This window comes from Hymenobacter glacieicola, assembly GCF_014640315.1.
Classification (GTDB): Bacteria; Bacteroidota; Bacteroidia; order Cytophagales; family Hymenobacteraceae; genus Hymenobacter; species Hymenobacter glacieicola.
This window is the reverse complement of the sequence record NZ_BMGS01000013.1, coordinates 66,322-90,722: the sequence shown is the minus strand read 5'-3', so window position 1 is coordinate 90,722 and position 24,401 is coordinate 66,322. Positions and strand designations below refer to the sequence as shown.

Below are 24,401 nucleotides of genomic sequence, written 5' to 3'. Positions count from 1 at the left end.
GGCACTTATTTAACTGTCATCGACGTTTTCCTATAAAACCGCCACTCTATACTCTGCGTAGCCTGTAGCGGTGGTTCTTCTTTCGACTTTCCTTCATTTCACCCCGATAGTTCATGTCTTCCCCCCGACTCAAGATAGGCCTCTATGCCTCGGTGTTGCTGGCGGTGTTCGTACTGGCTTCTTACAAGCTGTACCGGCGCAACGACGGCCGCTCTCCTCAGAAGGACGAAGTACTCATCAAGGCCATGTTACAGGGCCTGTCGCAGGCTCACTACCAGCCGGAGCGTATTGATGATGCTTTTTCCAAGCGAGTTTTTGATTTGTACTTAAAGCGCCTGGATAGCAGCAAGAAGTTTCTGCTTCAGACAGATGTAGAACAGTTGCGCAAATATCAACTCGACATCGACAACCAAGTGCAGCGTGGCACGCACGAGTTCATGGACCTGGGCAATCAGCTCATGGCGCAGCGAGTAAAGGACATCCAGGGTTTGTACCGGGATATTCTCTCCAAGCCCTTCGATTTCACTACCGAGGAAAGCTTCGAAACAGAGTCGGACAAGGTGACTTTTGCAGCCAACGCTGCAGCCCAGCGTGAAGAGTGGCGCAAGTTTCTGAAGTACCAGACCATGGTGCGGGTATCGGAGATGATGGACGAGCAGGCGAAAAAGAAAGATAAACCCCTGGCTTCTACCTCGGCTACTCCTTCTCCCGCTACTACTTCTGAACCCATGCGTACGCCTGCCCAGATGGAGGCCGAAGCTCGCAAGCGCGTGATGAAGTACTTCGATGACTACTTCAAGGACTTGCAGCAGACGGATGCCAACGACCGGTTGGCTATGTATGCCAATACTATTGCCAATACTTACGACCCGCACACTGAGTACTTTGCGCCCCGCGACAAGGAAACGTTTGATATTGCCATGACGGGCCGCTTCGAAGGCATTGGGGCTTCCCTTCAGGAGAAAGACGGCCAGATTAAAGTGTCGGACATCATTCCGGGCAGCGCTTCTTACCGTCAGGGTGAGTTGAAAGCTGGCGACGTTATCCTACGCGTTGCGCAAGGTGCCGCTGAGCCCGTATCAGTGGAGGGTATGCGTCTGGACAAAGCCGTATCGATGATCAAAGGCAAAAAGGGTACGGAAGTACGCCTGACGGTCAAGAAGCCCGATGCCAGCACCAAGATTATCTCCATCATCCGCGACGTAGTGGTGATCGAGGAAACCTACGCGCAGTCGGCCACTATTGAAGACAACGGCAAGAAACTAGGCTACATTAAGCTGCCCAACTTTTACGCCGATTTCAACGATAATGGTGGTCGTAGCTCGGCTGCCGACGTGAAAAAGGAGCTCGAAAAACTAAAAGCCGAAAACGTACAAGGCGTGGTACTTGATCTGCGCTTTAACGGTGGCGGGTCATTGCAGGATGCTGTGGAAATGGCAGGTCTGTTCGTGGATAGCGGTCCGGTAGTGCAGGTGCGCAACAGCCAAGGTGCTCCTACCATTCTCAACGACCGTGACCCCCGTATTCAGTACGGCGGCCCGCTGGTAGTGCTGGTAAACAAATACAGCGCTTCAGCTTCCGAGATTCTGGCCGCCGCTATTCAAGACTACAAGCGTGGTGTTGTAATGGGCTCGGCTAGCACCTATGGCAAAGGCACAGTACAGCGCATCTTTGATTTGGACGAGGCTATGCCCGCTGAGTTTAACAACATCAAGCCGTTTGGCTCGCTGAAGCTGACTACCTCGAAGTTCTACCGTATTAACGGTGGCTCTACTCAGTTCAAGGGTGTGATTCCGGACATCATCCTGCCGGATGCCTACAGCTACCTTGACCAGGGCGAGAAGGAAACGGACTACCCGTTAAAGTGGGACGAGATTACGCCCGCTCGCTACCGTGCCTGGAATGCTGCTCCTGCTATTGATAAGCTTCGCCAAGCTAGCACTGCTCGCGTAAATGCCAGCCCTAGCTTCAAGCAGCTTTCGGATATGGTACAGCGGATGGTGAAGCGTAAGGACGACACGAAGGTGTCGCTGAAGCTAGCTAACTACCGGGCTGAGCAGCTGCAGGCCAAGGCTGAATCGGATAAGTACGAAGCTGTACAGAACGCGGCCCAGCCCATTGCCATCAGCCCTCTTACTTTCGACTTGCGGCAGTTGGGAGCTGATACTATTAAGGTTAACCGCGCTTCTCGTTTCGTAAAGCCCCTGAAGAAGGATATCACCTTGCGCGAGGCTGTAGCCGTGCTGAAAGACCAGATCTAAGGTTTTTCACCCTCTTCGTAAAGCCCTTCTGCTTCTTTGCAGAAGGGCTTTTTTGGGTCCATATTCAACCGCGCATAATCTTTAGCAAATAGACCTTAACCAACAAAGTTAAAAGCAAGTTACTTTTGCATATAAGTGTCTGATATACAGTTTATTATTTTTAGTATATCATGTCAAAAAATTTAGCAAATAAGAACTCAAAACCTGCTATATTGGTTTACTAAGCATGACAACGACGAACATGGAAACGACCATCATTCCGCTCGTAACGGACGAGCAGAAGCAGGCTGAGGAAATCTGGCGCAAATCCATTCCGGCTCAGGTGTTCTTGAACTACTTCTTCGCTATTAACTACCACATTCAGGAGGCTGACGACGCCTTGGGCGGCCTGCAGCATTTACCTTATTTCCGGGCTCACCAAGCCGAGCTAACGGAGGCTGATGTGCAAGCCGTTACTAAACTGCTGCATGCCAGCTGGAGCACAGAGTATGCCCTGCGCGCTACTGCAGAACTCGGCGACGAGGACTACCTGCGTAATGCCCTGCATTGGACATTCCCTCAAGCGTATCATACCATCATGGCTGGGTTGCAGGCCTTCCTGTACACAGCCGGGGTACGTAGCAGCAACCCTTCTTTGATCCGTCGGGAAGTTGGCCGCTTGGTGGTTCGCAACGCATACCCCCGTCCTATCTCCTTTTATGCTGCCGGCGCACATGGCGACTTCAGCATCCACCGCCTGCCGCTGGCTGGCTACAAAGCGGGGTTGCACATTGCGAGCAAAGAGATTGACGCGCAAGCTCAGATTGGGCAGTTTCTGCGGACTACTCGCAAGTTGAAAGCCCAGGCTACTCGCCAGCAAGTACAGGCCAACCCGAATACGGCTCTGCGCAGCCAGAAGACCGGTAAGGTGCTCGATAAGTGGACTGCCGCCCACTGGCAGCAGATTACGTGGCGTCTCGGTTACACCACCATCTTCGACCTGCTAGGCCGTCTACGCATTTCCCAGACCAGCCGGGAAATCGAGCGCTTCGTGGAAGCCGAGATTGACTTCAAACTCTTCCACCATTCTCTGCTCAACATCGTGAGCTACCTCAACGGTATTCATGAGACGTACGTGGCCAAGGCCATGGGCCTGGAGCGCTACCAGCAGCTAGTGGCTGAATTGCCCAAGCACCTGCAAAACTCCTTTGTGCAGGAGCGCCTGCAGACCCGCGTTGAGCCCCAGCTCCGCGACAATGAGCCGACCATGCGCATGGCGGCCTAAGTTGCCCGAACTGTTTGCATCTGACTGCATATACACGTAAGCGCTGGCCCTAAGGGCCGGCGCTTTTTGCTTGTGCTACCTTAGCTATTCCCTCATTTTAGGCAACTATCCAACTCTTCGGTGGTTTATGCAAATAAGTCTGCGAGCCGCGCTATTTTTGCAGCTTGACTTTATCGGCCCCCTGAGGGCCCTGTTTTTACCCACCGCACCATGCAGCACCTCAGCGAACAGGAGATAATCCGTCGTAATAAGCTGGAAGAACTCCAGAAGCTTGGCATCGAGCCGTATCCGTCCGAGCTGTTCGACGTGAACTTCTACGCCCAGGAAATCCTCGAGAACTATCATCCCGAACTCAACAACTTCCAGGAGGTAAGCTTGGCGGGTCGCCTGATGTCGATTCGGGTGAAAGGAAAGGCTTCTTTTGCGGAGTTGCAGGATGCGTCGGGCCGTATTCAGCTCTACATCAACCGGGACGAAATCTGCCCCGGCGAAGACAAGGAGCTGTATAACACCGTGTTCAAGAAGCTCGTGGACTTGGGCGACTTCGTGGGCGTGAAGGGTCATGTGTTCAAGACGATGGTAGGCGAAACCTCCATCCACGTAACCGGCTTCACGCTGCTGAGCAAAAGCCTACGTCCGCTGCCAGTAGTAAAGGAGCGGACCGATGAAGCCACTGGCGAAAAGATTACGTACGATGCCTTTTCCGACCCGGAGCAGCGCTACCGCCAGCGGTATGTGGACCTGGTGGTGAATCCGCACGTGCGAGATGCCTTTGTGAAGCGGACCCAGCTGGTGCAGGCCATGCGCAATTACCTCAACGACAAAGGCTACCTGGAGGTGGAGACCCCCATCCTGCAGCCTCTGTACGGTGGGGCGGCCGCCCGGCCGTTCAAAACCCACCACAACACGCTGGACATGACGCTGTATTTGCGCATTGCCAACGAGCTGTACCTAAAGCGCCTGATTGTAGGGGGTTTCGATGGGGTGTACGAATTCTCGAAGGACTTCCGCAATGAGGGCATGAGCCGGTTCCACAACCCGGAGTTCACCCAAATGGAGCTGTACGTAGCCTACAAAGACTACTACTGGATGATGGACTTGGTAGAGGAAATGGTGGAGCGCGTGGCCCTGGTTCTGCACGGCAAAACAGAGGTGCAGGTGGGTGAAAACCTCATCAACTTCCAGCGCCCCTGGAAGCGCTTCACGATGGCTGAATCCATTGAGCACTTCACCGGCTTCAACATTGACGGTAAGAGCGAGGAGGAACTGCGCGCCGCCGCCAAGGAACTGAAAGTAGGCCTGGACCCGAGCATGGGCAAAGCCAAAATCATCGACGAAATCTTTGGGGAGCATGTGGAGCCCAAGCTGATTCAGCCCACCTTCATTACCGACTACCCCGTGGAAATGTCGCCGCTGGCCAAAAAGCACCGGAGCAAGCCGGGCCTGGTAGAGCGTTTCGAGGCTATTTGCAACGGCAAGGAAATCTGTAACGCCTTCTCTGAGCTGAATGACCCCATTGACCAGCGCGCCCGTTTTGAAGAACAGCTGGAGCTAGGCAAACGTGGCGACACCGAAGCCATGGTGCTCGACGAAGACTTCCTGCGGGCCCTAGAGTACGGTATGCCCCCCACAGCTGGCCTGGGCATTGGCATTGACCGACTGAGCATGATTATGACCAACTCCAACTCCATTCAGGATGTGCTCTTCTTTCCGCAAATGAAGCCGGAGTACACAAAGTCTGAGAATGCACCTAAGCCTGAGGCAGAGGTATAATTCAAGGAGCTTGAAAAATCAGAAAGCCTCCCGCTGTTTAGTAGCGGGAGGCTTTCTTTTTATAACCAACGGGTCGGTCCGTTGAACAGCCTTTGCCTGAGGAAGCTTGCGATGAGCATGTATGATTTTACTGCCAAGGTTTGTTAACCATTCCCTTGCAGAAGCTCTACAGCCGGCAATTTTACAACAGGTGCGTATCCAACTTCTTGTAAGTCGGTTATGTGTTCTTTAACGAGACACTAGTGGCAAGGTTACAGTCAGCGAATTTTTTTCATAGCTAGCCTAAAACCAGCATATAACAGGAAAGCCTCCCGCTAAATAAGTTGCGAGAGGCTTTCCGTTTAATACAACTGGCTTACCCTTCCAACTGGGGTTATCCAAGAAGCTTGCGATGGACAACGTTAGATTTTGCTGACGGGCTGTTTAACCATATCCAGTCAGAAGCTCAACGAGTCGGCAATTTTACTTGCTATAACTTCTCCAATCTTCTTTCAAGCCGATTGTATATTCTTTAACGGGGCTGCTAACGCAGGGTTACATCAATCCTGAAAAAAATTATCAGGCCTTGTAACCGGGGTAGTGCCGGGAGTCGCCTCCTACCCCATCGTAGTCGGAGTCGGCATCATTGGAAGTTGACACTTCGTAGGCGGAGTCGCTCAGGGAATTCAGCAAACTGTCGGCGGCCGAGCGGTCGGTGTGCAGTTGCTCCGAAACGGAGTCCTCACTCCGCAAAGCGCTCAAGCGGGCCTGGCCTTGCTTGAGCAGCTTGCTCAGGTCGTCGGTCCACTTAGCGGCCGACTTCTTGAGGTTACTGCGCGTGTCGTCGCCGGTTTCAGGGGCCAGCAGCAGCCCGGCCACTACACCAGCCGTAGCCCCGACCAGCAGGGAGAGTATTACTTTGCCTTTCGTGTCTTGCATGAGGCGGAAGATATTGAGGTGAGAATACCCCGGTCCGGGGACGCACCGGGGTACTAGTAACGAGAAAAAAGCAGCAGTTGTTTTAACCGGACTATATAGTTTATAAAAGATATAACCGTTCACTAGCAATAGGCAGCAAAAAGCCCCCGCCTTATGGAAGGCGGGGGCTCTTTTGTTACTCGTAAGCTTGGCTTACAGGTCGTTGAGCAGCTTTACTACTTCTTGCTTGGCTTTGCCAAGCTTGGTCTGCAAGCGGCCGATCAGCTCGTCGCCCTGGCCTTCAGCATACTCCAGATCTTCGTCGGTGAGCTGAGCGTACTGCTGCTTTAGCTTGCCTTTGGCCTCGTCCCAGTTGCCTTTCAGCTTCAGCTTGGAGCCGGCACCCGTGATGCCCAGGTCTTCCAGCTTCTCGATGTAGCCTTTAAACTTCGAGTCGAGGTCTTCGCCGTATTTGGAGAGCTGCTCGCCCAGCTGGCCGCTGTATTTGGTGGCCGCGCTGCCCAGCTTGCTGCGGGTAGCCGTACCTTTATCGGGAGCCATCAGCAGGCCAGCAATGATACCAGCACCGGCACCGGCCAGAGCAGCGAGGAGAATTTTGCCCGAGTTGTCTTCTTCGTGATATGACATGGTTCGTGGGGAGAGAAGGGAGTGAAAAAATAGGGTTCAAGGGTAAATCCTGGTAAACCAAGCCCGTGAGGGCCAGCTGCTACCCCATAATGAGGAGGTTGGGTACCGGATATGGGCAGCTATACGGACAGATGGTAGTGAGGTTTTGCCTCCATATAAAAATTAGCAACTTATAATATTGCCCGAATCCTGTTCGAAGCTCGGGGCTTGCCGTATTCTGAATTCCAGAATTCCGCTTTCCTTTGCCTGATGCATCGAATCCTCCTTCTCGCCTCGTTTTTACTACCTCTGAGCGCCTGCCAGCAAGGTCCAGCACCCTCCACGCAAGCATCCTGTATCGATGCCAGCAAAATCCGGAAGGATGCCATGTGTACCATGCAGTATGACCCTGTGTGCGGCTGCGACGGCAAAACATATGGCAACGCCTGCCAAGCCAGCAATGCTGGGGTAACCAGCTTTACCAAAGGCGCCTGTGCCAGCACCGACCCCGGACAACCCAAGGGCGGCCAGTAGGCCGAAACATAGCCAAGCCTCCGCTACTGGCCCTTATAGTTGCCACCTGTGAAAACTGCCGAGGGTTACATTTTCCGGCCGGAGCGTAGCTTGCAGGGCCTTTGGCCCCCACGGGTGTCTTTCCACTTTTGACTTTCCTACCTATGGCTGAGAAGCGTTATTTCCGGCAGCAAACCCCCTTCGTCGTTCCTACCACCGATGGAAAGCTCATTGAGGAGCACATTGGTCAGGCCAGTACCGGCACCGAACAGTACAGCGTAGCCCACATGGTGGCCCCGCCCCAGTGGAGTGAGCCCCACCAGCGGCCGGAGTTTGATGAAGTTACCATCATCGTGCGGGGCCGGAAGCGGTTCGAGGTAGATGGCGACATAATTGAGCTGAGTGCCGGCGAGTCGTTGTTGATTAAGGCGGGCGCGCGGGTGCGTTACTCCAACCCCTTCGATGCTGAGTGCGAGTATTGGTCGATTTGCGTGCCGGCGTTCAGTCCGGCTACCGTGCATCGGGAGGAAGAATAGCTTATTTAGGCCGGACAGAATTACCCTATCTTCCGGAGCCTTATCCGCATACTCCTCCCCTGTCACCTACCTTGTCCCAATGGATCAGCGCATTATCAACCTCTTCGACGAGTACACCCACGCCCCCCTGACCCGCAAGGAGTTTCTGGACCGTCTGGTAAAGCTGGCGGGCGGCACGGCCTTGGCCAGTGCGGCCCTGGCTGTGCTGGAGCCCGGTTACGCCCAGGCCGCTACCGTCCCCACCGACGATGAAGACCTGCTGACAGAGGAAGTGGCTTGGCCCGGCGAGGCGGGCGTTACCATGAAAGGCTACCTGGTGCATCCTAAGGGCAAGAAGAAACGCGGGGCCGTGGTAGTGATTCACGAAAACCGCGGCCTCACGCCCCACATCAAGGACGTCACGCGCCGCGTAGCCAAAGCCGGCTACCTGGCCCTGGGAGTTGATGCGCTGTCGGTGTTTGGAGGTACGCCGGCCAACGAGGACGAGGGCCGCACGCTTATTGGCAAGCTGGACAAGCAGCAAAACCTGGGTAACTACCTGGCGGCCTTGCGCTACCTGCGCCAGCGGCCCGATTCGAATGGCAAAACCGGCTGCGTGGGCTTCTGCTGGGGCGGCGCCATGGCCAACAGCCTGGCTACCCACGATGCCCAGCTGAATGCGGCCGTGGCCTACTACGGCACGCAGCCGCCCGCCGAAGATGTGCCCAACATCAAAGCGGCCTTGCTGCTGCACTACGCTGGCCTCGATGAGCGGGTGAATGCCGGTAAGGATGCCTACGAAGCCGCGCTGAAAGCCACCGGGGTGAAGTACCAGCAGTACGTGTACGAAGGTGTCAACCACGCTTTCAACAACGACTCCTCTCCTGCCCGCTACAACGCCGAGGCCGCCAAGCTGGCCTGGAGCCGGACGTTGAAGCTGTTTAAGGAGAAGCTAGGGTAAATACTGGCTCGTTTTAGTTTACGCGCATCCTATTCCAGTTCATGAGCGACCAACGCGCTATCAGGGTTTTAACGTTATTGCTCACAGGGCTTTTCCTCGGAAGCTGTCAAGAAACCGGCTCCGTTAGTGAAATACCGGCAGCCCTGCCAAACCCCGCTGCTGCTAGCCCCGCTACTAGTATTTCCGCCGCTGCCAGTCCCGCCCTACCCGACACTACGTCCATCGAGTTTATTGATTCCGACGAGGTTACTATCAACGGCACCCAGCATTTGGTAGGCCGCACGGCCAGCCTGTACAAGGTATTGGGCCGCCCTGATAGCCTCGTGGCGCCAAACATGCTGGACTACTGCATGCCGTATTATGATAACCGCTCGTTTAAGTGCGCCTACTATGGCAGAAGTTGCGTGGAAGTGTACGGCGACACGGCCGTTGTCTCGTCGCTTAATTTTAAGCGCCACCCAGGTCTGGAGCTGCACAGTGAGGGCCTTCGACTAAGTCGTACTACTACCCTGGCCAGTCTGGGCAAGGTATTCCCGCAGGCCGTAAAAAAGCAAAGCGTACTAGATGTTTATAAGACGGGGAAGCGGGTAGCAGTAGTCCTGCAAAGCGCCCAGATTCCCAACGATTACAGCTGGTTGCTGCTTTTCCACAACGGACTACTGGAAAGTATAGAACTCTCTACGCCCTGCTAACACTTGGGTAGTCAGGCGTAGCTTCACCGCCCACCGCTTCTTAAGCGGTGGGCGGTTTTGCTTTTTAGGGAAGCCTCGCCTCAAAAGCGCTACTCCTAGCAGTTGTGAGCCGCAGAGGAATTGTAGAAAACTTTGGCAATTGGACAGTTTTTTACGTGTTTTTTAGATGCCGGCATGGCTGAGCTATCCTACTGGGTTGGGGCTAGCTAACCCGGAAAATGCTTGGTTCGGACATGTGTTGTAAGTGTATAAGTGCGGTATTAACCGGAAGCTACGCCGCCCCGCGGGGCGGCTTGCAACCTTGCGTTTCTGCGTAGCCCGCCGATATATTTGGCTACTTCCGCCGGGCTTCAACCCTGGTGCGCGCTTCCCACAGGCTACTGGTTTGCAGACGCTTGCCCTCCGTCACTGGGCGCTGCCCGAACCTGCCCCTGGCGCTGCCGGCCTCCGCTGGCCTTCCCCGCTGCTCTAGTTACCATCCACCAATTCCCACACAACCAATGAAACACCGGTTTACCTCCCTCTTGGGAGCGGCTGCGCTATGGCTGCTCGGCTCCGCTTCCACCCACGCCCAAACCTACCAGCAGGTATGGGCCGATGAATTCACTAACGGCATCAGCTCCAGCTGGGTATTTGAAACCGGCGGAGGCGGCTGGGGCAACAACGAGAAGCAATACTACCAGCGCGCCAACGCTACCGTCGTCAATGGCATTCTGCAGATTACCGCCCGCAAAGAGACAGTAGGCGGCATGCCCTACACTTCCTCGCGCATGAAAACGCAGGGGCTCAAAGAGTTTAAGTTCGGCAAGATTGAGGCCCGCATGAAGCTGCCGCTGGGCCAGGGTTTGTGGCCGGCCTTCTGGATGCTGGGCGCCAATATCAACACGGTGAGCTGGCCGGCCTGCGGCGAAATTGACGTGATGGAGCACATCAACGCCGAAAACAAGGTATACGGCACCGTGCACTGGGACAGCAACGGCCACGCCGAGTACGGGGGCAACCTCATCACCACGCCCCAGGACTACCACACCTACGCCGTGGAGTGGGAGCCTACCTACATTCGGTGGTTTGTGGACGGGGTGAAGTTCCACGAAATCAACATCACTAACGGCACGGGTAGCACCGAGGAATTCCAGCGTCCCTTCTTTCTGCTGCTGAACCTGGCCGTGGCCGGCAACTGGCCCGGGCAAACCGTAGACGAAAGCAAGCTGCCCGCCACCATGTTTGTCGACTACGTGCGGGTGTACCAAAAGTCGGGTACTACCACTCCCCCTCCTACTACCTCCAGCACTACCATTCAGGCCGAGAGCTACAGCTCCATGAACGGGGTACAGCTGGAAACCACTACCGACACGGGCGGGGGCCAGAACGTATCGTATATTGATGCCGGCGACTGGATGGCCTACAACGCCATCAACTTCCCGACTACCGGCACCTATACCATCGAGTATCGGGTAGCCAGCCCCAGCGGCGGCACGCTGTCTTCGGACTTGAACGCCGGGGCTATTCAGCTGGGTAACACGGCCATTCCGGCCACTGGCGGCTGGCAGAACTGGACCACCGTATCTAGAACGGTGACTGTTAATGCGGGCACCTACAACTTCGGTGTATTTGCCCAAACCGGCGGCTGGAACCTCAACTGGATTCGAATTTCCAAGGCAGCGGCCCGCCCCGCCGCCGTAACCACCACCGCCACCAGCCCCGAGCAGGACAAACCCTTCAGCGTCTATCCGAACCCGTACTCAGTTGGTTCCGCCCTCAGCATTCAGTTGCCCACCGCCGACCTGCTGCCCACCCACGTGCAGATTCTGGACGCCCAGGGCAAGCAGGTGTGGCAGACGACAGCTTTCGGCTCGGAGGTGAAAGTAGGCCAGGACCTACCCCTGCGCAGCGGCCTGTACCTGATTCAGGCGACCAATGCCACCGGCAAATCGGTGCAAAAGCTGGTCGTGCAGTAACAAGGCGAAATGGTGAGTCAGTGAGTGAGTGGTTTAGCGAACCATCATAGCAAGCCGCCCTTATCTTCCTCTCCTGGATAAGAGTCAGAGCAACCTGCCCTTACCTTCATCTTTCCGCTTTACTTACCCAACGCCAACGAAACAGACAAGCCCTTTTCTCCGTGCCGGAGGAAAGGGCTTGTCTGTTTCGTTGGGGGTAGTGCATGGGTCAGGGCGAGTAGCGTGGTGCGCTGCACCTGCTACAACGCCCTACTTCGCCAACTCACCGTCTACATGCGCTGCTCGGGCTTGGCGGCGGGCAGGGGCTTGCGGGGAAGTTTCTGGTCGCGCATGGCGGCCTGGTACACGAACGACGCTACCAGTACCGAAGCCTGCTTCAGGTCGTCGGCGGGCAGACGCTCGTAGGTATCCATGTTGGTGTGGTGGGTGCGGGTGCCGTAGTCCAGTGGATCCTGAATGAACTGGAAGCCCGGCAGGCCCACGGCATCAAAGGAAAGGTGGTCGGTGCCGCCGGTGTTGCGCAAGGTAACCGTGGTAGCGCCTAGGTCGGCGAAGGGCTTGAGCCACTCCTGGAAAATTGGCGCGGCGGCCTCGTTGCCCTGGGCATAGATTCCGCGGATTTTGCCGGCACCATTATCGAGGTTGAAGTAGGCGGCCAGCTTTTCGTGCTCGGGCAGCAGCTTCATGGTAGCGGGGTCGGCGAAGTGGTTTTTCACGTAGCCTCGCGAACCAAACAGGCCCTGTTCCTCCTCGCCCCACAGGGCAATACGAATGGTGCGGCGGGGCTGCACGCCCGCGGCTTTCAGAATCCGGACGGCTTCCATCATGATGGCACAGCCGGCGGCATTATCGGTGGCGCCGGTAGCGGCGTGCCAGGAGTCGAGGTGGCCGCCCAGCATCACTACCTCGCTTTTCAGCTTTTTATCGGTGCCCGGAATTTCAGCCACTACGTTGTAGCCCTTCAAATCCTGACTTTGAAAGCGGGTGCGGGTTTCCAGCTCCAGCTCCACCGGAATACCCGCATCGGCCAGGCGAATCAGGCGCAGCTGGTCTTCGGGAGCCATTTCCAGCTCGGGCAGTACCGGCTTGGCATCGGCGGCGTACGGGGCGCCGTTGGAGGTGAAGAACGTACCGTCGGAGCCGCCGCGGCTGCTGAGAATGGCCGCGGCCCCCTCGCTCATAATCATGTCCGATATTTTGGTGCGCAGGGCCAGCATGGCCCGGCGGGCAGCCAGGCGCTGCTCCATTTCTGCGGTGGCAGGAGCGGCCGTTGTGGCCGGTGCGTCGGGCTTGTAGTCGGCCATTTTCTGCAACTCCTCGGCCGTGTAGCGCCGGGCGTCCGGCTCGAAGGCCGTTTTGGGAACCGCTACGTCCAGTAGCACAATCTTGTCGCGCAACTGGCCTTTGTACTTGTCCAGCTCGGCTTCCGTGGTGGCTTTCACCACGACCACCTGCTTTTTCAGGGGGCCGTTGGTGCTGGGCGTCCAGGCCTTGGGCGCCCCAATCAGGGTGTGGTAGTAGGGCGCCGTCATGGCTACGTAGGACTTCTCGATGTCCCAGCCGCGGCCGAACGTACCCCAGGGCTCGATGGTAGCCTTGGTGAGGCCCCAGCTGGTGAGCTGCTTCTGGGTCCACTGGTTGGCGCGGTTCAGGCCGTCGGAGTTGGCCAGGCGGGGGCCGCACACATCGGTGAGGTAAAAGGCCGTTTCCATCACTTTGGAACGGTTCAGGCCCTCGTCCTTGATTTTAGCGAGTACGGCCGGGTCGGCTTTGGTGCCTTGCTGGGCCAGCGCCGGGGTAGCGGCCGCCAGGCCCGAGGCCAGGGCGAGGAGTCGGAGTGTATGCATCGGAGAAGGAAGGTCGAGAAGATTTGTACCGCCTCTAAAGTACCTAAAACCCCGCGCACGTTGCGTACCGCCCGCAGCCGGCCTTACTCGGTCCGTGTGCTCAATTAACTCGCAACCGAGAAGCAGTTGCCTGCTACGGCGGCTCCCCTACCCGCTGGCGCTCAGCTACGCGCTCCACTTCCCAGCAGCTTACTGGGCGTAATGGGCAGTTCCCGGATGCGCTGGCCGGTAGCGTGGTACACGGCGTTGGCCACGGCGGCCGTGAAGCCAATCAGTCCAATCTCGCCCAGGCCTTTGGCGCCCATGGCGTTTAGGTGGGGGTCGGGCTCGTCGATGAACAGCACGTCAATATCCGGTATATCGGCACTGACGGGCACATGGTATTCGGCCAGCTGGTTGTTCACGAAGCGCCCGTACCGGTGGTCCAGGCGGGCGTCCTCCAGCAGGGCCAGGCCAATGCCCCATACCACGGAGCCGTACACCTGGCTGCGGGCCGTTTGGGCGTTCAGCACCCGCCCCACATCCAGGGCCGACACTACCCGACTAACCCGCACCGTACCGGTTGGCTCGTGCACGCGCACTTCCACAAAGTTGGCGCAGAAGGACTTACCGGAGTGCGCCTCTTGCTCCGGCCCTTTATCTACTTCCCGGGTCAAGTCAAGCCCCATCAGACTGTGCTCCCGCAGAATAGCGGCGTAGGAAAGCGCCGTGCCGGGGGTTTGCTTTAAGCGCACGGTGCCGTTTTCGGCTACTAAGTCGGTGGGTTGCAGGCGGTACTTGGCCCAGGCTGGGACGCGGGCCGCCAGCTCCAGCAGTTGCTGTTGCAGGGCCGTGCCCGCTGCGTGCACCGCCGCCCCCACTGAGGCGGCGGTGTGGGAGCCAAACTGCCCCGGCGCAGGCGGCAGCGAGGAGTTGCCCAACTCAAAGCGGATGTGTTGCACGGGCACCCCACTGGCCGCGGCTGCAATCTGGCTCATGATGGTGGCCGTGCCGGGGCCTACGTCGGCGGTGGCGCTTTGCATAAGGAGCTGGCCATCGGCAAAGAGCTGGGCGCGGACGGCCGCCTTGGTTCGCTCCGCCTTGTAAATGCCCATGCTCATGCCCCAGCCCACCAGCCACTCACCCTGCCGGGTAGCGCGGGGCTGGGCGGGGCGCTTGCTCCAGCCGAAGCGCTCAGCCCCGCGCTCATAGCAGGCCCGCAGCTGGTTGCTCGACCAGGGTTTGTTGCCCACGGGGTCGGTGGCGGCAAAGTTCTTCAGGCGCAGGGCCAGCGGGTCCAGGCGCAACGCCACGGCCAGCTCATCTATCGCCGATTCCAGGGCAAAGGAGCCGCTGGCTTCGCCGGGGCCACGCGTCCAGGCAGGCGTGCTCAGATCCAGGGGCACAAGCTGGTAGCGGGTATTGAGGTTGGGGCACTGGTAGGCCGATTTGGTCGGGTCCACGATGCGCTCGGCAAACTCCTCGTGGCGGGAGGTCTGCCCGTACGCTTCGTGGGTGATACCTAGGAGCCGGCCATCGGGGGTAGCGCCCACGCCTACCTTCTGGATGGAATGCGGCCGGTACCCTACCAGGTTGAACATCTGGCTGCGCGTGAGGGCCACCTTCACCGGCCGCCCCACCAGCTTCGCCCCCAGAATGGCGGCCACCTCCTGGGGCCAGATGCGCGAGGCGCCCCCGAAAGCCCCACCCACAAAGGGCGAATGTACCTGCACGGCATCGGGGGCTAGCTTAAACATGCGCATCAGGTCCTGCCGGGCCAGGGTCGGAGCCTGAGTTTTGCTGTATACCGTTAGCCGGGGGCCGTCCCAGCGGGCAATGGCGGCGTGGGGCTCCAGGGGGTTGTGCACCTGCACCGGCGTACGGTATTCCTGCTCTATCCGCACGGGTGCCTGCCGGTAGGCATCGGGCTGGCCGCGCAGGTAATCGTCGGCTTTCTGGGGTTTGCGGGCCCGGGCGCGGTGCTCAGCCAGGTTGGTTTCGGGTGGGGTTTCTTCGTACTGCACCCGCACCAGCGTGGCCGCGTGCTGGGCCTGCTCCAGGGTAGCGGCAATGGCCAGCGCCACGGGCTGGTTGCTGAAGTGAATCTGCTCGTCGTGGAATACGCGCAGCTCCTGCCCGGCCAAGCGCGGATTGTTGTTGGCGGCGGCCTCCTGGTAAGCGGGCACGCCCGGCGAGTTGCGGTACGTGAGGACGGCCAGCACGCCCGGCGCTTTTTCGGCCGCCCCCGTATCGAGGGCCTTGATACGGCCCCGGGCAACGGTACTGGTCAGCAGCACGCCGTGCACTACGCCGGGTACGGCGTGTTCGGCGGCGTACCGCGCCTGCCCGGTTACTTTCTGGCGGCCATCAACCCGACTGAGCGGGGCTCCCAGCGGGGAGGAGGCGAAGAGGTGATTTTCCATGCGCGCTACAACATAACCCACCGGCTCCGGGCCGGCACCCGACGGCAGGACTACCCGCGCCTGGTAGCAATACGGAGGAGCTGGCAGGAAAGCTGCGCAACCGCCCCACCTTTCCCCACTCCGCTGGGCCGTACTTGCTTGAGTATATCTTATTACCTTAATAAAGATAAAGGTTGCTACTCTCCGTATATCTGCACGTAAGTTTCATGCAGCGCCTCACCCCGCTAGTCATCAACTCACCATGAATATCCTCAAACGCAACAACGTACGGGTTCTCGGGCACGGCCCCCGGACCCTACTTTTTGTCAATGGCTTCGGGTGCGACCAAAGCATTTGGCGCTATATCATCCCGGCTTTTTCCGAGCGGTTTCAGCTGATTCTCTTCGACCACGTTGGCACTGGCTTATCGGATGCGGCGGCTTACGTGCCCCAAAAGTACAAGTCACTGGAAGGCTACGCCCAGGATGTGCTCGACATCTGCCAGCACCTGCGCCTAACCCAGGTTACGCTCATCGGGCACTCGGTAGGAGCCATGATTGGCGTACTGGCAGCCATCCGGGAGCCGGCTTACTTCCGGCAGCTGATGTTGGTTTGTCCCTCGCCGTGCTACCTAAACCAGGCCGAATATCACGGGGGCTTCGAGCAGACGGATATCGAAGACATGCTGGCGTTTATGGAAAAGGATTACGTGGGGTGGGTAGATTCCTTTGTTCCCTTTCTGATGGGCTCACCCGACCAACCCTCCTTGGTTGCGTCCCTGGTGCATAGCTTCTGCCAGAACGACCCGGCCATTGCCAAAGATTTTGCCCGCGTTACCTTCCTGTCTGATAACCGCCTGGACGTGACCAAGCTACAAGTGCCCTGCCTGCTAGTGCAATGCGCCCAAGACCTGATTGCGCCCCTAGAGGTAGGCGACTACCTGCGCGCGGCTATTCCCCAGGCTACCCTCGTGACGCTGCCCGTAGCCGGCCACTGCCCCCACGTAAGCGCCCCAGCCGAAATGCTTAGCGTTATGGACTCCTTCGTGCACGCTTAAAGCCTGGGTGGATCATCCCGGCGAATACGTGGCCGAAAATTTTGCGCATCTTCCGGCCCATAACGGGCCGCCGGGGCCCGGCTTCTGCGAGCTGCCTTCTTTCCTACCCACCTCACCCCATGCTATTCCGCACTTTTCTACCCGCCTTCCTCTCACTGGCCTTTCCTTTTTTGGGTAAGGCGCAGGCCACCGACAGCAGCTACATTGCCAAAATGCAGGCGCCGGGCGTGAAGATGATACCCGTTGATGGGAAGTACAAAGTCTGGACCCAGAAGGTGGGGGAAGGCAAAATCAAGCTGCTGCTTCTGCACGGCGGCCCTGGCAATACCCACGAGTACTTCGAGAATTTTCCAGAGCACCTGCGTAAGGAAGGCGTCGAAATCTATTACTACGACCAGCTCAACTCCTACCACTCTGATAAAACCGAGGATAAGAGCGTCTGGAACCTGCCGCGCTTTGTGGAGGAAGTCGAGCAGGTTCGTCAGGGGCTGGGCCTGGATAACTTTTACCTGCTGGGCCACTCCTGGGGCGGTATGCTGGCGCTGGAATATGCCGCCAAGTATCCGCAGCACCTGAAGGGCCTGATTACCTCCGACATCGGCTACAAGGCCACCGTCTTTAACAAGCACCGCTACAGCCAGTATGCCGATGTTATTCGCCGGCATGCGGCCAAGGAAGGCAAAACGGTAGCTGGCCTCGATACCATGGGCTTGGCAACCCTATCGGGCTATATCACCCCGGCCGTGCAAACCGAGTTCCGCAGCTTGCACATGATGCGCCGGACGCCGGAGCCAGCCACTTTTACCTGCAGCCAAGCCCACATCATCCGAAAAAACGCGGGCTATATGCTGCCCACCATGGTTTCCTGGGACTTCTCCGACCGGCTGGCTTCCATCAGGACGCCCACGCTGGTTATCGGCTCGAAGTACGACTTCGTGCCCACCCAGGACATAGCCTACATGCAGAAGCACATTCCTAACTGCCAGCAGTACATCTGTCCCAACGGCTCACACTATGCCATGTGGGACGACCCCGAGCATTATTTCCCTGCCCTGATTAAGTTTTTGCGCAAGACGGAGCGCAAGGGGTAGCTCGTTACCATTTTACCCAAAGAAAAAAGCTGCTCATAGGCAGCTTTTTTCTTTGGAGGGCGGGGGCGCGTGACGCGGGTAGCACCCCGGGGTTAAAAGCGGGCCAGCTGCTTCCAGCTGACGCCGGGCTGCGCGTCATAGGTGCGCGTGGGGCCGGCGTGTACTACCCCATTCAGGTCAACCTGCCGCAGCCGGTAGTAAGTCATTGATGCCAGCGGCTGGCGGTCAGTAAACTCGTGCGTGGTAGGGGCAATGGCCATATCGTCGCCGGGCACCTGGCCAATGGCCGTAAAGCTGATGTTGTCGGGGCTACGCTCCACAATAAAGTAGGCGCAGCCTAATTCGGCTACCGTTTCCCACTGTAGCTCAACCGCTTTGGCGGCGGGAGCTACGCTAAAGCGGTTGAGCTCCATGGGCGCAACCTCTGGCGTACGCAGGCTATTGCTTATGGCCTGGGGCTGCTTATAGCCGCTGGCGCAGCTCTGCAAGGCGCCGGCTAGTACAACCAGCAGTATCTTACCTAGCTTGTTACCAGAAACTGGTGAGTATAAGTCAATAAAAGAGAACATACGCGGGTGGGTTGACTCTAATAGGAATACAATAATATGCTACAGTTGAAACATTATGACAAGCATACACCTATGTATTTTACAAAAATTAAAACATCAACGCATATTCTTACTTATATACAATTTTTATGACTCTGAAAGAGCCGGGGCCGTCATCACCCGCACCACAGTTGTGCCGGCAAGCCCTTTGGCCCTTGGTGCCTGAGTGGGAGGTAGCGGCCCTTCCAGTAAACCCCTACCCCACGAAGCTCGTCTAACCGGCTACCCCCTTACTTACCCGATTTTGCATGAGCCTCTGGGAAATTATAAAGCGCCTGATTCCGTACGTGCGGCCCTACCGGGGACTAGTTATTGCCACCCTGCTTCTGACGCTGGTGGGCTCCCTGGCCGCTCAGGTAAATCCCTTTGTGCTGCGCTACACCGTGGATACGGTGCAGGGCATGCTGGACCGCAACCAGGGTCTGGTAGAAGGCGCCAACCTGCTGCTGCTGGTAAGCGGGCTGCTGCTGGGCAAGGAGGTTGTAAACACGCTGATCCAGTTTGGGCAGAAGTTCTACGGCGAGAAAATTCGCATCAACGTCTCGAGCACCCTTTCCCAGGATGCGGTGCACAAGGTGCTCAGCTATCAGCTCGGCTTTTACTCCGACAGCGGCAACCAAACCGGCAAGCTCCAGACCCGCATAGATAGGGGCGTGGAAAGCCTGATGAAGCTGGTGCAGAACTTCTTTATTGACATTCTGCCTCTATTTGCCAACTCCATCGTGGCGCTGGTGATTATGTTTATGGCCAACGTGTACGTGGGGCTAGTGGCGGTGGCGGTGCTGCCCGTGTACTTCTGGCTAAGCTACCGCCAGGCCGACAAGCTCAACGGTACCCGCCGGGCCCTGCGCGGTCTGCGCGAGGCCAAAAGCCAGGGCCTCGTGAACCTGATTGATTCGGCGGTGGTCATCAAGAGCTTCGTGCGCGAAGACTACGAGGAGCAGAAGCAGGCCCAGACCCAGCAACACCTGCAGACGGCTCAGCTGGAAACGCGCAAAACCAACTTTCTCTACGACGGCCTCAAAACCTTCACCGAGCAGATTGGGGTAGTGCTCATCATCATCCTGACGGCCTACTTGGTGCTGGATCGGCAGATCAGCATCGGGGCCATTATGTTTCATATTCTGCTGTTCAACAACGTGTCGGCGCCCATCCGGCAGCTGCACCGCATCTACGACGAGATGAACGACGCGCTTACGTACTCCGAGGGCTTCTTTGATATTCTGGATGCTGAGGATGCGGTGGAGCCTACCGGTCCGCTCCAGCCTACCCACCTGCGGGGCACCTTCGACATCTGCAACGTAGACTTCACCTACCCCAATGGCACCCAGGCCCTGCACGACGTATGCCTAACTATTGAGGCCGGAAAGACGACCGCCCTGGTGGGCTTGAGCGGGGCCGGCAAAAGCACCATCATCAACCTGCTCTGCAAGTTCTACACCCCCGGCCGGGGCAAAATGCTGCTCGATGGCAAGCCCCTGGCCGACTACGACACCCACACCCTGCGCCAGCAAATTGGGCTGGTACTGCAGAAAAACCACATCTTCAAAGGTACCATTGAGGAAAACATCCGCTACGGCGTAATGAACGCTACCCTGCCCCAGATTCAGGCCGCCGCCCGGCAAGCCTACCTGCACGAGCAGATACTGGAGCTGCCCCACGGCTACCAGAGCGACGCCCAGCAGCTTTCCGGCGGGCAGCAGCAGCGCATTGCCATTGCGCGGCTGTTCCTGAAAAACCCGCCCATTATCTTTCTCGACGAGCCCACCGCCTCCCTGGACGCCATTGCCACCGAGCAAATCAAAAACTCTCTTGATGCCATCAAGCAGGGCCGCACGGTGGTCATCATTTCCCACAGCCTGGCCCAGATTGTAGACTCAGACTGCATTTACGTGATGAAGCAGGGCCGCATGGCGGAAAGCGGCACCCACGAGCAGCTCTACGACCGGCGCGGCACCTACCGCGAAATCTTCGACGCCTCGGCCCGCAGCCTCAACATCGAAAAGCTGGCCCGCGTGATGGCCGACGACGAGGACGAGGTAGGCGACACGGCCGCGTGAGTACAATCTATGGTAGAGTCTGCTTACTTTTAAAATTCCTATAATCTTTAACTACAGATGAGTTTTAAAATTACCCCGGTAGAATTTCGTGGCGGCAAGTGGTGCGTGAATGGGCTACAATTAGCTGCTTGGGTTTTAGCTTTCAACATAGCTGTTATATCCTGGATTAATTACATGATAGGGCCAACTAACCACCCTGTCTTGGTGATTGGAAAACAAGTGCCCGTGTATTCAATGGCTACTGATACAGCGCGGGCTTCTCACGTTATTGGCACAGTTGCCGGAGGTAGCACCGTGGATTTAGCGAGGATACAGGCCGATGGCTGGTGTCAGGTATCGTTGCCGGAGGCTGGCTTTCCTCGCTTAGATGGATATATTCAGCAACAATTCCTATTGATTTCTGACTCAACGCGGAATGTTTTGAGAACTGAGCAGCAGATGTAGTAAAAAGACTATCAGCAGTCTACAGCAAAAATCTGCCTGTCACTGCCCTGCAACATTCGGTTACTACGGGAATGACCCCGAAGCGCACCATATGACCCTCGACCTGACCGGCATTACCAGCAAAACGGCCATTCACCAGTTGTTCAAGGAGAAGCTGGGCTTTGAGGAGTGGTACGGCCCGAGCTGGGATGCCTTCTGGGATTCCGTGGTAGCCATTGTAGAAATGCCGCCCGTGCTTACGCTGACCAACTGGGAGGAATTTGCCCGCTCCTGCCCCCGCGACATGGAAATTCTGCGGCGGGTAATTCAGGATTATAACCAGGAAATGGCCCCGAAGCGCATGATGCTGGACTAAGGATGAAGTGATGCTACTCCTACTGGAGTAGGCCGGGCGGCCGTTGCCTGGTGTGGCCAGGCCCCTACCTTTAGAAGCTCATTCGCTTTGCCTCTATGAAGTATTTCCTGCTGGCCGTAGTGCTAACCGCTTGCCTTTCTGCTCGGGCCCAGAAGGCTCCGTTCACCATGCACACCCTAACGCTACCGGCGGAAATTGCGGACCGCAACAACCAGTTCTCCGGGCTGTACTGCCGTGGTAATCAGCTGCTGCTACTCTCGGAAAGCCGCTTGCAGGAGCGTGCCGAGGCCAAAGTGTACGCCCTGGACTTAGGTAGTGTGCAGGCCCAGCTGGCCCAGGAAACCCAGCCGTTAACCTATAAGAAGTACGCCCTGGTGAACCTGGATAAAATCCGGGCCCGGCTGGACAGCGCCGGCCAGATCTACGAAGGGCTGGAAGGCCTGACCATGCTCGGCGACGTAGCCTACTTCTCCATTGAAACGGCCACCCCTTCGCCGTACTGCTACCTGATCAAAGGCGAGCTGAACGATGCGGCAGCAACCATTACGCTGGATACCCGCTACCTGGTGCCCCTGCCCAAGCCTGCCCTGACCAACGGCACCCACGTCTACAACGCCGGCTTTGAGGCCCTGGCCAGCTACGACAACAGCCTGCTCCTGCTCTACGAGTACAACTACTTTACCCACGACAACTACGCCTACCGCCTGCCCACTGCCGCTACTACCCCCGATATTCCGCAGTACGTGCCCCTGCGCCGGCTGCCCTTCCGGGTAACGGACCTGGTGCCCGAGGGGAAAAACCGCTTCACGGCCATCAACTACTTCTATAGTGGCAACGATGACAGCGTGTACCGCACCCCGGCCCCAGACCCCAATGCCCGGTTTATTCAGGCGGGGGCTGGCTACAAGAACTATTGCCGCCTGATCAGCCTGCGCTACCGGCGCCACCAGCTGCGCTGGAAGCCCCTGTTTGAGCTGCCCGCGCAGTACCAGACCTATAACTGGGAAGGGCTGGCCGCTTACAAAGGCGGGTATTTTCTGATTAACGACAAGTACGGCCCTTCCAACCAGTCGACTTTGCTGTATCTGCGCAAGAAGTAGGCGTGGCCGGCGGCAGGGTAAGGCGGGCTGGGGTATCGCACTGAAATCGAGCCCCGCCTAACCCGCTGGCCTACCTTGTTTTGGTGACTTAACCCAGCAATCAAGCTCAACCGGACGGGCCAATTTTGCTTTTCATCTGTTGTAGAGGCTTCTGCCGCCGCACGCGCGGCTTTTTGAAACCTGACTTTGCAACATGGAAAAAATTGCCCTGATAGTGGGTGCCAGCGGCATCATTGGCAGCAATCTGGCCCAGGAACTGCTGGCCCACGGCTGGACTACCTACGGCCTGGCCCGCAACCCGCGCCCCGACGTGCCGGGCCTGCAACCCGTAGCCGCCGACTTGCTGGACCCAACTGGTTTGCAAGCCGCCCTGGCTGACCTCGCGCCTACCCACGTGTTTCTTACCACCTGGATGCGGCAGGAAACTGAAACCGAGAACATCCGGGTGAACAGCGCCCTGGTGCGCAACGTGCTGGAGGCCCTGCGCCCTAAAAAATCGGTGCGGCACGTGGCCTTGGTAACGGGCCTTAAGCACTACCTCGGGCCGTTTGAAGCCTACGCCAACGGCGGCGCGCTGCCGCCCACGCCCCTGCGCGAGGAGCAGCCCCGCCTACCCCTCGACAACTTTTACTACGCCCAGGAAGACGAGGTGTACGCCGCCGCTGAGCGCGACGGGTTTAGCTGGAGCATTCACCGGCCTCACACCATTATCGGCAAGGCCGTGGGCAACCTGATGAACATGGGCACCACCCTGGCCGTGTACGCCAGCATCTGCCGGGAAACCGGCCGCCCCTTCCGCTGGCCCGGCTCGGAGGCGCAGTGGCACGGCCTCTCCGACGTAACGGATGCCCGCATCATTGCCAAGCAGCTGCGCTGGGCCGCTACCACCGAGGCTGCCCGCAACCAGGCCTTCAACATCACCAACGGCGACGTATTCCGCTGGAGCTGGCTCTGGCCCCGCCTGGCGGCTTGGTTTGGGGTAGAAGCCGCCGGCTTCGATGGCACTGTGCGCCCCCTGGAAGCTGAGCTAAGCCAGGATGAGGCCACGTGGCGAGAAATTGCCGAGCGCCAGCACCTCACGGAGCCCGATCTGAACCGCTTGGCCTCAGCCTGGCACACCGACCTGGACCTGGGCCGCCCCATTGAGGTAATGACCGACATGAGTAACAGCCGCAAGCGGGGCTTCCTGGAGTATCAGTCAACGGAAGACTCGTTTTACGATTTGTTCGAGCAGTTGCGCGCCGACCGACTGATTCCGTCATAACCACCACGCGACTATTCCTCAAGCAGGGCCCGGCCAACCACGCACGTAATGGTTAGCCGGGCCCGGCTTAGTTCTGAAGCCTAGTGCGGTGACTTTTCGCTGGAAAGGCCACTACCTTCAACCGAACGCACAATACCCGCAACCCCACCGCTATGCCCGGCGAAACCAACCTGACCCGCTTACTCCGTACCATGCAGCCGGAATTGCAGCCGGGTACCTACGTCTTCTGCACGGTAACTTCCCTGGATGGCCTGGAGGTAGCCGACATTGTGGGCTTATTCCGGGAGCAGGAGGGCCTGACCGTCATTTTGCCCCAAGCCACCGCCGACCGGCTAGCGCTGCCTTACACCTTTGTGGCGGCCTGGCTTACGCTTACGGTGCATTCTGCGCTGGAAGCCGTGGGCCTGACGGCGGCCTTCGCGCGCGTACTGGCCGAAGCCGGCGTGAGCTGCAACGTCGTAGCGGCCTATTACCACGACCATATTTTCGTGGCCGCCGCCGATGCCGACAAAGCCCTCCGCCTACTGCAACAGCTAGCCGCTACCGGGGCAGCAGAGTAGCTACCTCGGCCGGTGGGCTACCCGCTTGCTGAGTTGAGTACTTTGGGGGAAGCCTTCAGCTACTACCTGGAGGCGAATACGGTTAGCCCCACGCTTAGCCAACAGCTGGCCGCTGGCGACACGGTGCTGGTACAAGTAAACGAGCTACCGTTGCGCAAACAGTAGCTCGTTTA

The 24,401-nt window shown here is 57.9% G+C and carries 22 protein-coding genes; 17 read left to right on the top strand and 5 right to left on the bottom strand.

The features are described from left to right. Positions 1-113: 113 nt before the first annotated feature. The 3 genes from IEW18_RS19445 (at position 114) to lysS (ending at position 5,298) form a co-directional block, all read left to right on the top strand. The gene (locus IEW18_RS19445) at positions 114-2,261 is read left to right on the top strand and encodes a carboxy terminal-processing peptidase (protein ID WP_188559548.1); all 2,148 of its coding nucleotides are present in this window, start codon (positions 114-116) and stop codon (positions 2,259-2,261) included. A gap of 226 nt (positions 2,262-2,487) precedes the next feature. Beyond that, positions 2,488-3,525, top strand: a complete 1,038-nt coding sequence (locus IEW18_RS19440; protein WP_229728866.1) for a hypothetical protein — start codon at positions 2,488-2,490, stop codon at positions 3,523-3,525. 210 nt (positions 3,526-3,735) lie between these two features. After that, positions 3,736-5,298 (top strand): lysine--tRNA ligase, encoded by a 1,563-nt coding sequence (gene lysS, locus IEW18_RS19435; RefSeq protein WP_188559547.1) that lies wholly within the window; start codon positions 3,736-3,738, stop codon positions 5,296-5,298. A gap of 558 nt (positions 5,299-5,856) precedes the next feature. Here the strand turns inward: lysS and IEW18_RS19430 are convergent. Both IEW18_RS19430 and IEW18_RS21975 read right to left on the bottom strand, forming a co-directional pair. Next, positions 5,857-6,216, bottom strand: coding sequence for a YtxH domain-containing protein (locus IEW18_RS19430; RefSeq protein ID WP_188559546.1), 360 nt, complete (start codon positions 6,214-6,216; stop codon positions 5,857-5,859). A gap of 192 nt (positions 6,217-6,408) precedes the next feature. Further along, positions 6,409-6,843, bottom strand: coding sequence for a CsbD family protein (locus IEW18_RS21975; RefSeq protein WP_188559545.1), 435 nt, complete (start codon positions 6,841-6,843; stop codon positions 6,409-6,411). A gap of 249 nt (positions 6,844-7,092) precedes the next feature. Between IEW18_RS21975 and IEW18_RS19420 the strand changes: the two genes are divergently transcribed. The 5 genes from IEW18_RS19420 (at position 7,093) to IEW18_RS19400 (ending at position 11,461) form a co-directional block, all read left to right on the top strand. Continuing rightward, positions 7,093-7,356, top strand: coding sequence for a Kazal-type serine protease inhibitor domain-containing protein (locus IEW18_RS19420; protein WP_188559544.1), 264 nt, complete (start codon positions 7,093-7,095; stop codon positions 7,354-7,356). 143 nt (positions 7,357-7,499) lie between these two features. Continuing rightward, positions 7,500-7,871 (top strand): cupin domain-containing protein, encoded by a 372-nt coding sequence (locus IEW18_RS19415; protein ID WP_188559543.1) that lies wholly within the window; start codon positions 7,500-7,502, stop codon positions 7,869-7,871. 79 nt (positions 7,872-7,950) lie between these two features. Next, entirely contained in the window at positions 7,951-8,811 is an 861-nt protein-coding gene (locus IEW18_RS19410) for a dienelactone hydrolase family protein (RefSeq protein ID WP_188559542.1), read from the top strand. Positions 8,812-8,852: 41 nt separating this feature from the next. Continuing rightward, positions 8,853-9,503, top strand: a complete 651-nt coding sequence (locus tag IEW18_RS19405; RefSeq protein ID WP_188559541.1) for a hypothetical protein — start codon at positions 8,853-8,855, stop codon at positions 9,501-9,503. 500 nt (positions 9,504-10,003) lie between these two features. Continuing rightward, positions 10,004-11,461: a carbohydrate-binding protein gene (locus IEW18_RS19400; RefSeq protein ID WP_188559540.1), complete on the top strand. Its 1,458-nt coding sequence runs from the start codon at positions 10,004-10,006 to the stop codon at positions 11,459-11,461. 269 nt (positions 11,462-11,730) lie between these two features. On the opposite strand, the gene IEW18_RS19395 is transcribed toward IEW18_RS19400, so the two are convergent. Together IEW18_RS19395 and IEW18_RS19390 are read right to left on the bottom strand one after the other, a co-directional pair. Then, on the bottom strand, positions 11,731-13,308 hold the full coding sequence (locus IEW18_RS19395) for a M28 family metallopeptidase (RefSeq protein ID WP_188559539.1): 1,578 nt from the start codon (positions 13,306-13,308) through the stop codon (positions 11,731-11,733). A 161-nt stretch (positions 13,309-13,469) separates the two neighbouring features. Continuing rightward, positions 13,470-15,710 carry a xanthine dehydrogenase family protein molybdopterin-binding subunit gene (locus IEW18_RS19390; RefSeq protein WP_188559538.1) on the bottom strand — a complete coding sequence of 747 codons (2,241 nt, stop codon included), beginning with the start codon at positions 15,708-15,710 and terminating at the stop codon, positions 13,470-13,472. A 241-nt stretch (positions 15,711-15,951) separates the two neighbouring features. Here IEW18_RS19390 and IEW18_RS19385 point away from each other — a divergent pair, with 241 nt between their 5' ends. After that, positions 15,952-16,746, top strand: a complete 795-nt coding sequence (locus IEW18_RS19385) for an alpha/beta fold hydrolase (RefSeq protein WP_188559537.1) — start codon at positions 15,952-15,954, stop codon at positions 16,744-16,746. Between the two features lie 119 nt (positions 16,747-16,865). After that, positions 16,866-17,837, top strand: a complete 972-nt coding sequence (locus IEW18_RS19380) for a proline iminopeptidase-family hydrolase (RefSeq protein ID WP_188559536.1) — start codon at positions 16,866-16,868, stop codon at positions 17,835-17,837. Positions 17,838-17,929: 92 nt separating this feature from the next. Here IEW18_RS19380 and IEW18_RS19375 read toward each other — a convergent pair whose 3' ends face one another. Then, positions 17,930-18,406 carry a hypothetical protein gene (locus tag IEW18_RS19375; RefSeq protein ID WP_188559535.1) on the bottom strand — a complete coding sequence of 159 codons (477 nt, stop codon included), beginning with the start codon at positions 18,404-18,406 and terminating at the stop codon, positions 17,930-17,932. A 287-nt stretch (positions 18,407-18,693) separates the two neighbouring features. Between IEW18_RS19375 and IEW18_RS19370 the strand changes: the two genes are divergently transcribed. The 7 genes from IEW18_RS19370 (at position 18,694) to IEW18_RS21765 (ending at position 24,393) form a co-directional block, all read left to right on the top strand. After that, the gene (locus IEW18_RS19370) at positions 18,694-20,505 is read left to right on the top strand and encodes an ABC transporter ATP-binding protein (RefSeq protein WP_188559534.1); all 1,812 of its coding nucleotides are present in this window, start codon (positions 18,694-18,696) and stop codon (positions 20,503-20,505) included. 57 nt (positions 20,506-20,562) lie between these two features. Beyond that, positions 20,563-20,949, top strand: coding sequence for a hypothetical protein (locus IEW18_RS19365; protein WP_188559533.1), 387 nt, complete (start codon positions 20,563-20,565; stop codon positions 20,947-20,949). A gap of 91 nt (positions 20,950-21,040) precedes the next feature. Continuing rightward, complete coding sequence (locus tag IEW18_RS19360) at positions 21,041-21,304, top strand: barstar family protein (RefSeq protein ID WP_188559532.1); 264 nt, start codon at positions 21,041-21,043, stop codon at positions 21,302-21,304. Positions 21,305-21,399: 95 nt separating this feature from the next. Next, the gene (locus IEW18_RS19355) at positions 21,400-22,404 is read left to right on the top strand and encodes a hypothetical protein (protein WP_188559531.1); all 1,005 of its coding nucleotides are present in this window, start codon (positions 21,400-21,402) and stop codon (positions 22,402-22,404) included. Between the two features lie 193 nt (positions 22,405-22,597). Then, positions 22,598-23,668: an SDR family oxidoreductase gene (locus IEW18_RS19350; protein ID WP_188559530.1), complete on the top strand. Its 1,071-nt coding sequence runs from the start codon at positions 22,598-22,600 to the stop codon at positions 23,666-23,668. A gap of 152 nt (positions 23,669-23,820) precedes the next feature. Then, positions 23,821-24,228: an ACT domain-containing protein gene (locus IEW18_RS19345; RefSeq protein ID WP_188559529.1), complete on the top strand. Its 408-nt coding sequence runs from the start codon at positions 23,821-23,823 to the stop codon at positions 24,226-24,228. Between the two features lie 12 nt (positions 24,229-24,240). Beyond that, on the top strand, positions 24,241-24,393 hold the full coding sequence (locus tag IEW18_RS21765; protein WP_229728865.1) for a hypothetical protein: 153 nt from the start codon (positions 24,241-24,243) through the stop codon (positions 24,391-24,393). Positions 24,394-24,401: the final 8 nt, after the last annotated feature.